Source organism: Okeania sp. SIO1H4, from assembly GCF_010672695.1.
Taxonomy (GTDB): domain Bacteria; phylum Cyanobacteriota; class Cyanobacteriia; order Cyanobacteriales; family Microcoleaceae; genus Okeania; species Okeania hirsuta.
Genome location: NZ_JAAHGB010000034.1, coordinates 39,427 through 55,210, shown reverse-complemented (window position 1 = coordinate 55,210; position 15,784 = coordinate 39,427). Strand labels below are relative to the sequence as shown.

The 15,784-nt window shown below is 32.8% G+C and carries 8 protein-coding genes; 5 read left to right on the top strand and 3 right to left on the bottom strand.

The window, feature by feature from the left end:
• The first annotated feature begins 27 nt into the window (after positions 1–27).
• The 3 genes from F6K06_RS20300 (at position 28) to F6K06_RS20290 (ending at position 6,547) form a co-directional block, all read left to right on the top strand.
• Positions 28–1,770, top strand: a complete 1,743-nt coding sequence (locus F6K06_RS20300; protein ID WP_124143753.1) for a hypothetical protein — start codon at positions 28–30, stop codon at positions 1,768–1,770.
• Positions 1,771–3,656: 1,886 nt separating this feature from the next.
• A complete protein-coding gene (locus F6K06_RS20295) occupies positions 3,657–5,768 on the top strand; it encodes a prolyl oligopeptidase family protein (protein WP_287240736.1) in 2,112 nt (703 codons plus the stop codon).
• 347 nt (positions 5,769–6,115) lie between these two features.
• Complete coding sequence (locus F6K06_RS20290) at positions 6,116–6,547, top strand: hypothetical protein (RefSeq protein WP_287240737.1); 432 nt, start codon at positions 6,116–6,118, stop codon at positions 6,545–6,547.
• A 110-nt stretch (positions 6,548–6,657) separates the two neighbouring features.
• Here the strand turns inward: F6K06_RS20290 and F6K06_RS20285 are convergent, their stop codons facing one another.
• The 3 genes from F6K06_RS20285 to F6K06_RS20275 form a co-directional block, all read right to left on the bottom strand.
• A complete protein-coding gene (locus F6K06_RS20285) occupies positions 6,658–7,563 on the bottom strand; it encodes a hypothetical protein (protein ID WP_124154610.1) in 906 nt (301 codons plus the stop codon).
• A 539-nt stretch (positions 7,564–8,102) separates the two neighbouring features.
• Positions 8,103–9,860: a peroxidase family protein gene (locus F6K06_RS20280; RefSeq protein ID WP_287240739.1), complete on the bottom strand. Its 1,758-nt coding sequence runs from the start codon at positions 9,858–9,860 to the stop codon at positions 8,103–8,105.
• Between the two features lie 1,616 nt (positions 9,861–11,476).
• Positions 11,477–11,920 carry a hypothetical protein gene (locus F6K06_RS20275; RefSeq protein WP_124143758.1) on the bottom strand — a complete coding sequence of 148 codons (444 nt, stop codon included), beginning with the start codon at positions 11,918–11,920 and terminating at the stop codon, positions 11,477–11,479.
• A 1,128-nt stretch (positions 11,921–13,048) separates the two neighbouring features.
• Between F6K06_RS20275 and egtD the strand changes: the two genes are divergently transcribed.
• Together egtD and ovoA are read left to right on the top strand one after the other, a co-directional pair.
• A complete protein-coding gene (egtD, locus tag F6K06_RS20270) occupies positions 13,049–14,047 on the top strand; it encodes an L-histidine N(alpha)-methyltransferase (RefSeq protein WP_287240741.1) in 999 nt (332 codons plus the stop codon).
• A gap of 367 nt (positions 14,048–14,414) precedes the next feature.
• Positions 14,415–15,758: a 5-histidylcysteine sulfoxide synthase gene (ovoA, locus tag F6K06_RS20265; protein ID WP_287240743.1), complete on the top strand. Its 1,344-nt coding sequence runs from the start codon at positions 14,415–14,417 to the stop codon at positions 15,756–15,758.
• Positions 15,759–15,784 lie beyond the last annotated feature (26 nt).

Here is a 15,784-nt window from a genome sequence, read left to right as displayed (position 1 = left end):
CAGCAAATTCAACCAGGAGAAGGTTATGTGGAAAATATTTGGGTTGAACGTGATGTAAGATTACCAGGAAAAGAGGGTGAAGATGATACTACAACTACAGCTGAAAGTTTATCTGGTAACTCTTCAATATCAAATATAACGGAATTGCTTCGAGACGATCTTAAACATACTTTTGATGATAGATCTTTTACATTTAGATTTGTGGCGGCATTTCTTGGTAGTGGTAAAACTTCCCTATTAACTTATTTGCATGAATTAACAACAACTCAGTCAAATTATGAAAAACATTCTGTAGTAATTCAGTTTCCACTTTCTCATTTACGGACAGTTGGTAGTAGTCATAATTTTAGCATTAAACTTTACTGTTATATTTTAGGAGATACTTTTTGGCAATTAATACATAATCAAAATTTATTGCCAGATGTAAAAGAAGTTGCTAAAAACATTCTCGAAGAATTTGATGCAGGGTCATTATTAAATACAGGAACTAGAGAAGAGATAAAATTAAATCCTTTTAGGTCAAAATTTAGTAAATTTTTCGCAACAAGTGAAGTAAATTTTGTTGAATTATTTTTTGATGTGATATCTCAAGTCACAAAAGTAGACCCCAGATTTACTTTTGTCTATCTAACAGATGAATTAGATTCATTAGAAAAATTTCAACAAGAAATAGAAGAAACTAGAGTAATTTTTAGAGCATTAATCAAGCAAGCTGCTCAGAAATTTAGAAGAAGTATTCCTCTGCTAATTTATTTGGTAGGTACATCAGATAATGTCAGTTCTTTAATTGAAGGAGACTCTGTATTAAAAAGTTTAGTCAAAAAGTCAACGATTAATCTTAGTTTAGGTTCTGATAAAGAATTTATGATGATTAAACAAGAGATAGATGAAAGAATTAAAGGAGCATATAAAGGATATAAAAATTTTAATAATGCTTGGCAAGAAATTCAGAATATACCTTTGAGACCAGCTAAAAATTTTAGAGAATTTTGTCAATATTATTCAGGAAAAGTTCTAGAAATACATGAAAGGTATTTTGCCGAAGCAGAAGAGCAGAAATTTGAAGGTGATGCTTGTGAATTAGTCAAAGCAGAATGTCAAAAAAGGTGGGGAAAATATTTACAACAGAGAGTATACACATTATCAACAGTGGAAACTACAAAAGTAATTCAAGGCAAAAAAACAGGACAAAAGCATGCCTTAGATTGTTATGTAGAATTGCTTGATAATAATAGAGTAATAGCTAGAACTTTTGGTGAAGCTAAAAATTATAAATTGATTATTGAACACTTGGATGATTTTAGTCGATGGTTAGATGATTTAGGATTTAATCCATACCCTTCAGAAAATACTCCTCCGGACTTAGCTTTTATGATTGCTCCTTCATGTCCAGAACGTCTTAAAAGAAAGCTAGAGTTACAAAATATTGAATTTATTCAAGTAGATAAGGTTATTGATAAAAAATCAAGTAAATTACCAAATTCAACAAGTTCAACTATAGAGAAAATTATTGAAACAAAATCAACTTCATCCTCACATTCGACAAGCTCAACTGCTGTTAATATCAATACAGCGAACGAAGCAAAATTAATAATTGCTTTTAAAAGAACAAGTGTTAAGAACAAAACTATTCAAAAGCTGCTAAATAATAGAAAAAGTAATCCTTACAAAGACTTAAATCATCTGGTATCGGATCTTAAGTTTAGCGATAATGTAAAAGCTAAACTTCAAATTAAACTCGATAATGAAGAAATTAGTTTTTCTGATTGAAGTAACAAAAGTCAAAGAGATACTTGCCATGGAATAAATCATTTATATCTCTCCACCCTTCCACTACTAAAAATTTTCTAGGCAACTCTATAAATTATCCGAAAAAATTAAAAATATTGAGATTTTGCTAGTGTGACAATGACCAAAGTCAAAGAGATACTTGCCATGGAATAAATCATTTCCCTCTCTCCACCCTTCCACCACTGAAAATTTTCTAGGCAACTCTAGAAGTTATCCAAAAAATTCAACAATATTGAGATTTTACTGATGTGGGAATGACAAAAGTCAAAGAGATATTTCCCATAGAGTAAATCATTTATATCTCTCCACCCTTCCACTACTAAAAATTTTCTAGGCAACTCTAGAAGTTATCCAAAAAATTCAACAATATTGAGATTTTACTGATGTGGGAATGAGAAAAATCCAAGAGATACTTGTGATGGAGTAAATCATTTATATCTCCACCCTTCCACCACTGAAAATTTTCTAGGCAACTCTAGAAGTTATCCGAAAAATTCAACAATATATATATGGAATAAATCATTTATATCTCTCCACCCTTCCACCACTGAAAATTTTCTAGGCAACTCTAGAAGTTATCCAAAAAATTCAACAATATTGAGATTTTACTGATGTGGGAATGAGAAAAATCCAAGAGATATTTCCCATAGAGTAAATCATTTATATCTCTCCACCCTTCCACTACTAAAAATTTTCTAGGCAACTCTAGAAGTTATCCAAAAAATTCAACAATATTGAGATTTTACTGATGTGGGAATGACCAAAGTCAAAGAGATACTTGCCATGGAATAAATCATTTCCCTCTCTCCACCCTTCCACCACTGAAAATTTTCTAGGCAACTCTATAAATTATCCGAAAAAATCAACAATATATATATGGAATAAATCATTTATATCTCTCCACCCTTCCACCACTAAAAATTTTCTAGGCAACTCTATAAATTATCCGAAAAAATTAAAAATATTGAGATTTTGCTAGTGTGACAATGACCAAAGTCAAAGAGATACTTGCCATGGAGTAAATCATTTATATCTCTCCACCCTTCCACCACTGAAAATGTTCTAGGCAACTCTAGAACTTATCCGAAAAATTCAACAATATTGAGATTTTCCTGATGTGACAATGACAAAAGTCAAAGAGATATTTCCCATAGAGTAAATCATTTATATCTCTCCACCCTTGCACCACTGAAAATTTTCTAGACAACTCTAGAAATTATCCAAAAAATTCAACAATATTGAGATTTTACTGATGTGGGAATGAGAAAAATCCAAGAAATACTTGTGATGGAGTAAATCATTTATATCTCTACCCTTCCACTACTGAAAATTTTCTAGGCAATTCTAGAACTTATCCAAAAAAATCAACAATATTGAGATTTTTCTGGTTTGGCAATGACCAAAGCAAAAGAGATATTTCCCATAGAGTAAATCATTTATATCTCTCCACCCTTCCACCACTAAAAATGTTCTAGGCACCTCTATAACTTATCCAAAAAATTCAACAATATTGACCAAAGTCAAAGAGATACTTGCCATAGAGTAAATCATTTATATCCCTCCATCCTTGCACCACTGAAAATGTTCTAGGCAACTCTAGAACTTATCCGAAAAATTCAACAATATTGAGATTTTCCTGATGTGACAATGACAAAAGTCAAAGAGATATTTCCCATAGAGTAAATCATTTATATCTCTCCACCCTTGCACCACTGAAAATTTTCTAGACAACTCTAGAAATTATCCAAAAAATTCAACAATATTGAGATTTTCCTGATGTGACAATGACAAAAGTTAGACGTTCTTTACTTGATAAAAATCCAATCAACTTCTAAGATTAAATCAACCATTCACAAATCAAAAATATGAAATATTCAAAAGAACCTCTAACATATCCCATCACCCACAAAACAGACATAGTAGAAAATTATCATGGTGTAGAAGTGGCCGACCCCTATCGATGGTTAGAAGACCCTAATTCAGAAGAAACTCAAGAGTGGGTAAAATCTCAGAATGAAATTACCTTTAATTATCTCGCAGAAATTTCCGAAGGAGAAAACATCAAAAAACGACTGACTAAAATCTGGGATTATGAAAAATATAGCGTTCCTTTCAAACAAGGCGATCGCTACTTTTATTACAAAAATGATGGTTTACAAAATCAAAGTATTTTATACACTTTGCCTACTCTTGATGCCGAACCAAAAGTTTTGATAGACCCTAATAAATTATCAGAAGATGGAACAGTCGCTCTTTCAGGAATTGCTATTAGTAAAGATGGCAAATTAATCGCTTATGGTATTTCTAAGTCTGGTTCAGACTGGCAAGAATGGCGGATTAAAAATATTGAGACAGGAGAAGATTTACCAGATGTTTTGCAATGGATAAAATTTAATGTACCAGCTTGGAAAAATGATAATCAAGGTTTGTTTTATAGTCGCTACGAACAACCACAAGCAGGAGAATTAGAAGAAACTAATTATTTACAAAAAATTTACTACCATAGTTTAGGTACTCCTCAAAGTGATGATGTACTAATTTATGAAAAACCAGAGCGAAAAGAATGGAGTTTTAATTGCTATGTCACGGAAGATAGTAAATATTTAGTTATTACAGTTTGGCAAAGTACAGACCGCAAAAATTTGGTTTTTTATCAAGATTTAACTATAGAAGATGCGCCGATAGTAGAACTAATTAGTGAGTTTGAAGCCGAATATCGTCTAATTGATAATGATGATAATATCTTTTGGTTTGTCACAGATTTTGATGCTCCGAAAAGACGAGTTATTGCCATTGATATTAATAATTCTCCATCTCCTTCTTTAGTCACAGGAGAAAATAAGGATAAATGGCAAGAAATTATTCCTGAAACAACAGATACATTGAGAGGGGTAGGCACACTTAATAATCAGTTTGTTGCTTTCTATTTAAAAGATGCTCATACTCAGGTAAAAATATTTAATCTTGATGGTTCCCCAGTCAGAAATGTAGACTTACCCGGAATTGGTTCTGTGGGTGGTTTTTATGGTAAACGTCATGACACAACCACATTTTATAGTTATGTTAGTTTCACAACTCCATCAACTATTTATCAGTACGATATGGTAAGTGGTGAAAGTAAAATTTATCGTCAACCAACTGTAGATTTTAATCCTGATGAATTTGAAACCAAGCAAATTTTTTATAGTAGTAAGGATGGTACAAGAATTCCCATGTTTATTACTCACAAAAAAGGTGTAAAGCTAGATGGTAATAATCCGACTATTCTTTATGGATATGGGGGATTTAGTATTTCTCTAACTCCCAACTTTTCTATTAGTAGATTAGTTTGGTTAGAGATGGGTGGCGTGTATGCAGTTGCCAATATTCGTGGTGGTGGAGAATATGGTGAAGAGTGGCATAAAGCAGGGATAAAACAACAGAAACAAAATGTATTTGATGACTTTATTAGTGCTGCTGAATGGTTGATTGAAAATAAGTGGACTTCATCGAAAAAATTAGCTATTACTGGTGCAAGTAATGGTGGTTTATTGGTAGGTGCTTGTATGACTCAAAGACCAGAATTATTTGGTGCAGCTTTACCTGCAGTGGGAGTAATGGATATGTTACGTTTCCCTAAATTTACTATTGGTTGGGCGTGGGTAGATGATTATGGTTCTCCAGATAATCCAGAAGAATTTAAAGCTTTATATGCTTATTCTCCCCTACATAATTTAAAGCCAGAAATATCTTATCCGGCAACTTTAGTTACTACTGCTGACCATGATGACCGAGTTGTTCCAGCTCATAGTTTTAAGTTTATTTCTGCTTTACAAGCAGCTCATGTTGGAGATAATCCAGTATTAATTAGAATTGAAACTAAAGCAGGTCATGGAGCAGGAAAACCTACTACGAAAATTATTGAAGAAATTACAGACGAATTTGCTTTTTTGCTCAGAAACTTTGAGATAGAATTGCCAGAAAATTTTAGTAATTAATTACAGCAGTTTTGGAGTTGATGAGGTCAAAATTTTAGGACTTTAGGGAGTAGGGAGTAGGGAAAAAAAGATTAATTTTAAAACTGTACCTCACGCTTCCTAAAAAGTGCTGTAAGTTGTGAGTTAATCACAACTCCAATAATGATTTGATAAATTATTCTCCGGTATAACCAACTAAAAATCCAGCAAATATTCCTCCCCAAAAATCTTCAACAGAAACAACCTGTTGAACATTACTTTTTCGAGAAATTCAACAATATACCAAAGAAGGATAATTAACGATTAGATTAGCCAGCTATAAACTACCTTAAGTTATGATTATTATTGGAAGTTAAAAATTTAGAAAAATGACAATTACAGTTAATGACTTACAGAATATGCTACAGCCTGAGCTAGATGAACTTTACAAAAATAGCCATGCAGGTATTATTCCTGATGGTGAAAGTAAAGGCACAGTAATATTTGCTCCTGGTACTTCTTTTTCTCAGAATGTTTCCTCAATTATTAAATTTCTAGCTTGGCAAGGTAAAATATTTTATCGAGAAAAAGGTTATTTACTCAATAAAATAACTCCTCTAAATTTAGAATTTGTTAAAGCAGAAGTTTATTTAGGCAAAAGTTGGCTTGATCAGGAAGAGTCTATCATTCTTGACTATTCTCAAACATCTTTTATTGCTCAAAAAATTAGGGATGAAATTAGAGAAGTTGCGCCAAATATTTATCTAGGAAATGCTTACTGGGAAAAATATCGAGTTCTTAACTTTGTTCTAGAGTTTTAGTACAAAGCCAAATAAATTCCAAATCAATCCCTAGTATTTAATTTTTTTTCAGTAACTCAACCCATTAATATTTTTTTTTGCAATATCTACTAACTACTAATACCCTAATCCTAACTTTGAGATTTTGTCTGACGCAACTCTTGTTGTAAATCCTTCATAAATTCCAGAAAAAAATCTTTAAATACACAAACTCTTTCTGAAGTTCCAGTGCTAAAAGTAAAGTTTATATCCTGGGTTTCAATAGCAGCTTTTCCAATTTGAAACATGAAAACTGTTTTTCCTGGAATTGTAGGAGATGATAATAACCCATCAAAATTTGATTCCTTCACAGCTATTCGTGGTGCTTGAGGAGTCAAAGGATTAGATGTAAAAATTTCTTCTACTGATTTATCTAGGTTATTTTTTAACGTTCTTAATCCACCTGTTGTTGCTTGCACAACCTCCCCAATATTATGTCCGACATCTAAAATATGAACATCATTGGGAAGATTTTTTGCACAGTAATTCATCAGTTGATTCTGTGCTTTTCTACCAGCTATATATTTCCACGGCAAGATAGCTTCGCCTAAACTTTGTACTGTATTTTTGGCAGTTTTAGTAATAGGTAGAGGAATTTCTTGATCAAAAAATCTTTGATTAACTATTTGCACCATTTCATAAGCAAGAACTTCATCTTCTGTATCTTTATTTAAAAGTTCAGCAATTCTTTTGACATCTGCTTCACTATAACTTGTTGCCACTTTTTCCTCAAGATATGCTCTTCTTTGTTGATAGGTAGGATTAGAAATTGACTCGAAAGGACAAAACCATAAGTCACGCTCTTGATCGTGAAATTTAGTAGCTCTAAAATAAATTTTTGCCCACCAAGGTAAGGAAGTAGTATCGTATGTATGTAAACGGTCTACATCTCCCGAAGTTTCAATTTTCTTTATTTGCTCTGAATCAGAAACTATAATGATGTCTAGTAAAAATGGAATTTTTACTCGAAATGGATTAAAGCTGATAATATCTAACATTTTTTCTGTTTCCTAAATATAGGTTTTATTGCTTTTCTAATAGCTAGTGTCGCTACGCGGAAGTTAAAAGTTAAAGAGTACATCTCAATTTTGAATAAAGCCAAAAATTTATCGCTTTTAGGGAACAGGGAACAGGGAATAGGGAACAGGGAATAAGAAAAAAGTATTTTTGCAAATATTGAGATACACCCAAGTCAAATATTAAGTAATAAGTAAGCGTCAAGAATTTTTTCTAGGCATTAAGCAAAAATATCTTATTCGGTGAAACCCTACTTCCTACTCCTTGCTCTCTATTCTCAAGAATATGTAGCAAGACTTTTAAGAAATAGTAAACTGTTGTGCATTTAAAACATCTAGAAAGTTGTGTGTTTAACTAAAATGATAACCCTTATAGCTTCTGACTTCTAACTTCGTTATTACCGAATAATTAAGGTTTAAAGCCTCTCCTTTAAAGGAGAAATAAGAAAAAAATTTCCTTTGAGTCAATCCTCTTCTTTTCAAGGAGAGGTAATTGTTAATTATTAATTATTAATTATTAATTATTGAAACCCCACCTTTCGCCAAGGTGCAAAAGCATTTTCCACACTAAATAAAGCCAGACTTAAACTCGGATAATGCCGACGCAAAACAGTCAACATACTGTTATTATCAATCCAATCTAAACCAAATTGGGTATAAATTTCAGCTCGATAATCTTCAGTAAAGAAACGATCGCTTTTCAACCTTCGAGACGCCATAAGAATAAACACACGAAAAGCAGTATCACTAAAACCAAATCCCGTGGGAGGATTTTCCGCAAACATACCCACCATTAAATCTACACTATCAATATTATTCTGATAAACTTCTCGTAATTCTTTCACCCATTTTTCATTATCAGTAATCTCTTCAAAAGATTTTACTCGTCCACGACCAATTAATTCTCTAAAATCATTATAACGAGGAACACCCCGCTCCCGGTCTCGCAAAATATCTACAGCAGCTAAATCAAAAACTTCACCATTATCTCTTACAAGTTGCTGGAGAAAACTCGGATAATTATATAGAGTAATCGCTCCTGGATAACTAATACCAAATGAGTAAAATAAATCCGACATTTCTAAATTTTCTAAAAGATTTCTAGTACGATTACCAGCAACTTCAAATAAATTATTCTTTTGTAATAAATTCCCGTTTTTAACCGAATAAAATTCAAATTCATCTGGCATTAATGGGTGCATTCGATACACAGAGACAAATTCTTCAGTTAAATAGTAGGGAGCTGTATGATGGTCAGTAGAAGAACCAATAATACCACTCAGCAGTTCGCTATCTCCCACACGGCCAAAAATCTTCTTGAAATGTTGACCCAATAAACCCCACCAGTTAGCATCCATTGCTATTTGCAAAGCAGGAAGTCCTAGAATTCCCGGAGTCCATTCCACAGTATGAATTTTTGCTAGTAAAGCAGCATTAATCAAACGAGCATGGTCAAATAGGTCTTCATCTGTCCATGCAGGATACTTTTGTTTAAGATGGTCGCAAATTGTGTTGTGTTCTTTGACAAATATAGTGTGGAGCATACTCAGTCCAATCCACCAATTATCGTCAAAGCCTACTAGATCGATACCATTTTCAGAATTAATAGGTAATAAACCATCATCCTCAATTAACATTTTGCCGTCTACATGGGAGCGTAATTTATCTATTGTTTCGCGATCGCTACCATAAATTTGAGAAGCATCCCACCAATGAGTAACTTTATTAATATAAGTAGGAGGACCTTGGGTATTATCATCGCTACGAGTTGTATCTGATAAAGTTTTTTTAATTTCCAAAGGTCGATATTCTTCAGGCCAAGGATCGCCTTCTTCCAGGGGAATTTGAAACTTATTATCCTGTTGGTTATCTCCATGGGAAAACCAGTCATGGGTTTGAAATTGAATCCAAGCAGCAGCTAATAGATTTAGGGTAGTCGCTGGTACAAATTCCTCTCGCGTCAATAACTTTCGACTAATAATACGAGGGTTAGGATTAAGTAAATTCTCTTCATTAGGATAAACATTCTTAAGTGGAAAATTACGCCCAAAGCGGGTACCCGCCATACCCATTTTGGGGTCTTCCAAGTCATTAAAACTACCATCAGCAGTACGCACAACTAAATGGCGATCGTCAGGTAGAGGTAAAGGTAACTCGGTATCATCTTGAGTAGGTAATTGTGCCGTATTATGAAGGTTTTCTTCTCTTAATTTGTTCCGAAATCCAAGTAATTTTAACAATGCAATGGGAGTAGGAAATTTATACCAAGGCCACTTCATAAAGTTCTCCTTTTATAACAGTTATATTTTGAGGACTTGAGTCTAGAGTAAGCGTCAAGGGTGGGTTAAAATTATATTTTAACTCCTTTACAATATAACTATTAAGTACAGTAATTGCCTAGTGTTATTTTTTGATTAACTTATGTGAAGATTCCCGAGCTAAATGTGACTTTAACTTCATTTAGCATTGTATGATAAATTAATTGATTTGTGTTTAATATATCCCTCTTAGAGTTAATTTTTATTAAGATTAAAATTTAGTAGTGGTGCATTGTAATTATTTCGGTAACAGTATAGTTTGCATCTCAGCCACCATTCATCATTACTATACATAACATACATAACTAAAAGGAGTAGGTAGTGGTGTATTTTCAACAATTAATAATTAATAATTACCTCTTCTTATAAAAAAGAGGATTGGCTAAGAGCTGATTTATAAAGTAAATATTAAGAGGCTGAATTTCTTACAGGAAAAAGGTTTTACCGATTGTCGGCCAGTAAAGTAGAAATTTATGAGACCTAGATAGCATAAGAGTTTTCCTGCGGAATGCTGCGCAAACAGCTCAGTTAATAAATCAGCTCTAAAAGGATTTTTTTTCTTCTCTTGGTCGATTGGATATGGCAAGGAAACCTCACCATCCCACCTTTCGGGAAGCTGCGCTAACGACCACTTTTTTCTCCATGAATGGAGAGGCTTTATACCTTAATTTTTCGGTAATTATTTTGGTAACAGTATAGTTTGCATTTCAGCGAGATCCACAATTACTATTCAGGACTAAAAGGAGCAAAATTGTATATTTATAGTGTGGAAGTTTTTGTCTGAAATAATTTGGCATCAAATCTTCAAATTTAAGTCAAATCAAATCTAATTAGAACTGACTGAATAAAATTAAAAGGATTATACATGAAGCGTAAGCATTTCCTTCGGAATGCTGCGCAAACAGCAGTTAGCAGTCAGCTATCAGCTATTACTTACCAGTTATTAACTTATTATCTGAGAAGGAGAATTCAAAATTATGTTTATGCAGCATTCTACAGGAAAGAAAAAGGTCACTAGCTAACCTTAGTAAGTCCTGTATTTTCATGCATCTGTTTGCACAACATGACAAACGAAAATGCTGAATACTAATAGCTGAATGTTTACAATTAAACTTTTATGCTATCAAAATTTATCAACTTTTAGAGAATAAAAAGGATGGGAAAACTCTTACCTATTTCCATATGTGGCGTTCCCTACTTTCACCAGACATCAGAAAACTTTTTCAGCTCACCCTAATTAAAACTATTTTATTTAACTTGATGTGGGTTATTACTACTAAAAACTTAGATATTTAATCTAATAATAATTTTAGGGTGCAAGAAACTGACACACCCTACAACTAACACCACTTCTATATGAAATTTTACTTAATAAAAAATGAAAATCGTCAGCACAATTAAGGTCTGATTCAACAATTAATAATTAATAATTATTAATTATTACCTCTCCTTGAAAAGAAGAGGATTGACTCATAATGAAAATTTTTTCTTGTTTCTCCTTTAAAGGAGAGGCTTTAAACCTTAATTATTCGGTAATAATTATCAAGGGTATTCTTACAAAGAAATGGTATTATTAATTAAACTCCACAAATACCCCTTTCTAAGTTCCATTGGTTGTCAACTGATACTGATACTTCTGAACCAGGTTTGACATTACCTCCTGATATATCGATAAGAACTACATCTGCTGCTCCCAAGTAACCACCTCGGTAAATTGGTTGACCTTGCCCATTTACAGTATCGTAGGTTAATTCCGAGACTACAGGGGGTAAATCTGGAGAACGATCAAACCGGACTTGAGTAAACAATCCATCTAGATAGGTTGCTGTATAAGGATTGCCACCAGCATCCAATCCATCACAGTATAAGACCATTGCTGCCTGGGCGAAAGGTACTGGTAGAAAAATTGTGCCGACAAACAGAAAAACAAATGTTATTACTAATGTAGCTACTAATTTAGATATTTGTTGTGGGAATTTATGCCACACACTGCTGAAAAACTTAGTCATAAGATTGTTCATGTTTTTTCCTCGTTGAAGGATTCAATAAATACTGAATATTATAACAATAGCAAAAAATCACTCTTCGTCAACAAAATAATCTATCTAAATTTATAGTTTTATAGTTAGTTAATTAAGCCCAAATTTTTTTTGGGAAAAAGCTGGTTTTATTGTAAATAATATTCAATGTCTATTGTTTTTATCTAAGATCACTTTTAAAAAAGAATGCTCAAAATAAGGTATATATTAATTCAGATATGCTTATACCAATTTCCTCAAGTAAAACTACATATAACTTGACATCTTGGTTTTTAAGCTTGATAGATTACTTTTACCGAAAAATTGTGGTTGAAAGCCTCCTCTTTTAAGAGGGTAAAAGCGGTTGATATTCGGAGCTTCCCGTTAGGGTGGGATGGCTCCGAAACCTGCGCCATATCCAATCGACCAAGAGAAGAAAAATTTTCATGATTAGTTAATCCTATCCGTTTTAAAGGAGAGGTAATTCTAAATTATTAATTCTAAATTATTAATTCTTGAAAACCGTTGTTTAAGTATATGAAATTGGGTGCATCTCATAGCAAGCAAAAATACTTTTTTCCTATATATTCCCTGTTCCCTGTCCCCTGTTCCCTGTTCCCTAAAAGCGATAATTTTTTTGCTTTATTCAAAATTGAGATGCACCCATGAAATTGGTATTAAAAATAGCTAATTAAATTTATTCTTAGATAATTATATCTATCGTTTTATATCTTTTTCAATATTTATTCCTTATTCCTTCTTGTTTCTTTCTTCTTCCTTACTTCTACCATTTATATAATGTCCGCACTTTATAGTTGGTGTAAACCTAAGCGTAAATATCTAGTGAATATCTAGAATAAATTGAAGTTTTTTTTCAGACTTTTAAGCTTTCCTCCCTCTTCCTTATTCCTGTTCCCATTTATGGTATTCCCTACTTGCGCGATCTACCATTCAATCCATAAAATAACTAAAAGATTTATATGTTGCTTTTATTCCTCAAAGGTAGTCATTTACTTCAAGGAAAATTTATACTAAAATTTTTCCAGAAGAATTTTATGATGACAAATTTTTGTCCAGAATTTGTTAACAAAAAACTCTTGATTATCCAACCTATTATGTAGGAGTTAAACAATGTCCTCACAACCTTTGACCATTATCAATGACAACTATCAAGCAGTGAAAAATGATGGACAAGATGTGATTGCCGGATTGACAAAAAGTCCCAAGAATTTGCCCCCCAAATATTTTTATGACGATCGCGGTTCAGAACTATTTGAAGATATTTGTCAGTTACCTGAATATTATCCGACTCGTACAGAAGCTTCTATTCTAGAGGAATATGCAGATGAAATTGCTCAACTAACTGGATGTTGTGAATTAGTAGAATTAGGCAGTGGTAGTTCGACCAAAACTCGCTTGTTGTTGGATGCTTATCAAAAAATAGGTGGTTCTTTTAGATATGTACCTACTGATGTAAGTGGGGGAATACTCAAAACTAGCGTACTAGAGCTACAAGAAAAATATCCAAATTTCTCCATTGAGGGATTTATTGGCACTTATGATGAAACTTTAGTTCATCTAAAGTCACACCCTACACAAACCTCTTTTGAAAGAACTTCCCTAAACAGAACAATTTGTTTTCTGGGAAGTTCTGCTGGCAATTTTCCACCACAAGAATTTGACTGTTTTTTGAACAAAGTTGTTAATGCTTTAAAACCAGGAAATTATTTTTTACTTGGTATTGATTTACAAAAACCCAAAGAAATTTTAGAACCAGCTTATAACGATAGTAAAGAAGTTACGGCTGCTTTTAATTTGAATATTTTATCCCATTTAAATTGGCGTTTCCAAGGCAATTTTGACCTCGATTTATTTACTCATAAAGCTATTTATAATCAAGAAAAATCGCAAATAGAAATGCGTCTTTATTGTCAAGAAAATGTCACATTCTCTTTGGAAATTCTAGATTTAAAGGTTGATTTTGAGAAAGGGGAAAGTATTCTGACTGAAGTTTCTCGCAAGTTTGATTTAGCAGCTATTAAAGTAGAGCTGGAAAAAAAAGGACTTAAAGTTAAAAAAGTTTGGACAGACCCTAAACAGTGGTTTGGATTAATTCTTTGTCAAGCTTAATTTGAAGGAAGAAGGAAGAAGGAAGAAGGAAGAAAAAAAATATGGTAAACATTTCCTATGGAATGTTGCCCAAAGAGAGGTCATGTCTCAGCAATTAGTGGGAAAAAACTGTAGGGTTTTGGTTTCCAAATTCCTACGGTAAAATATTAAAACCTATAGCGTTTTCAAATGAAGTGTAAATCTAGATTGAGGTTTTTTATCATAAAAATAATCCTGTCTTGAGTGCCTACTAATCCTTGTGGAAAGCTACTACTTAATGTTGTTTTCCTTTACTTTCTTTATTACTTATTCACAAAAAAACTGAATCCTAAATCTTAAACACCTTGCAAAAGTAAACAATTAAAATTATTTTCCCGTTAATAACACTATGAACCAGATAAAATCTACTACTCCACCAAAACTTGATAATAGTAATACTAACAATAAACTACGCCAAGATATCCTTGATTACTTTAATAATGCTTGGCAACTTGAAGATATTTTGATGAACAGTCTAGTCGGTGAAGAAACATTTTATTCCAATCCCGACCCTTTGAGAAATCCTTTAATTTTTTATCTCGGACATTCAGCGGTTTTCTACATCAATAAATTAATTCGTGTGGAATTATTAGAAAAACGCCTCAACCCTAACTACGAAATATTATTTGAGCTAGGAGTAGATCCAGAAATACCAGAAGAGTTAGACCAAGCGATCGCCCATATCAACTGGCCTAAACTTGAAGATGTTTGGCAGTATCGAGAAAAAGTCTATCAAATCATTTTGGACCTAATTGAGAAAACCCCTCTAAATCTCCCTATCCATCAAAATCATCCTCTGTGGGCATTGATGATGGGTATCGAACATCAACGCATTCATATCGAAACTTCATCCATGTTGTTTCGGCAACTACCTGTAGAAAAAGTAAAACGTCCTAGTAATTGGGAATATGCTCCTACAAATGCTAGGCCAATTAATAATGAAATGGTTGAAGTTTCTGGTGGGGTAGTAAAAATAGGTAAACCAGAAGATAATCCTACTTTTGGTTGGGATATAGAATATGGCGATCGCCAAGTAGAAGTCTCGTCTTTTGTTGCTAGTAAATATTTAATTACCAATGCAGATTTTCTAGAATTTGTCAAGGCTGGTGGTTACGAAAATCAAGATTATTGGACTCAAGAAAGTTGGCATTGGAAAACTGAAAATAACATCAAACATCCTAAATTTTGGATAGCTGAAAATGGTGGTTATAAATATCGAGCTATGTTTGATGAAATAGATTTACCCTTAGATTGGCCTGTAGAAGTTAATCATTATGAAGCAATGGCTTATTGTAATTGGAAAGGTGAAAATACTAGGTTAATGGGTGAAGCTGAATATAATTTAGCAACTTATGGAAATGGTAGGGAAGTAGAGGTAGATAATTATAATCTGAATTTTAAATTTGGTTCTCCTACTCCTGTTGGTTTCTTAGAAACAGCAAAAAATGAATCGGGATTATATGATTTACGGGGTAATGTTTGGGAATGGTTAACTGATAATTTGAATCCTCTTTCAGGATTTAAAACTCATCAACTCTATGAAGATTATTCGGCTCCATTTTTTGATAGTCAACATAATATGATGTTAGGGGGATGTTGGATAACTAATGGAACAGAAGCTTTGAAATATTATCGTAATTGGTTCCGTCCAAACTTTTATCAACACGCTGGTTTTAGGATTGTTCAAGGGTAGTAATAACAGGTAAATAAGCTCTAAAT

Bases quoted from the DNA above. Each gene is read 5' to 3' on its own strand.
- ovoA (WP_287240743.1), top strand. From the start codon at position 14,415: ATGAACCAGATAAAATCTACTACTCCACCAAAACTTGATAATAGTAAT.
- F6K06_RS20295 (WP_287240736.1), top strand. From the start codon at position 3,657: ATGAAATATTCAAAAGAACCTCTAACATATCCCATCACCCACAAAACA.
- F6K06_RS20275 (WP_124143758.1), bottom strand. From the start codon at position 11,920: ATGAACAATCTTATGACTAAGTTTTTCAGCAGTGTGTGGCATAAATTC.
- egtD (WP_287240741.1), top strand. From the start codon at position 13,049: ATGTCCTCACAACCTTTGACCATTATCAATGACAACTATCAAGCAGTG.
- F6K06_RS20290 (WP_287240737.1), top strand. From the start codon at position 6,116: ATGACAATTACAGTTAATGACTTACAGAATATGCTACAGCCTGAGCTA.
- F6K06_RS20285 (WP_124154610.1), bottom strand. From the start codon at position 7,563: ATGTTAGATATTATCAGCTTTAATCCATTTCGAGTAAAAATTCCATTT.
- F6K06_RS20280 (WP_287240739.1), bottom strand. From the start codon at position 9,860: ATGAAGTGGCCTTGGTATAAATTTCCTACTCCCATTGCATTGTTAAAA.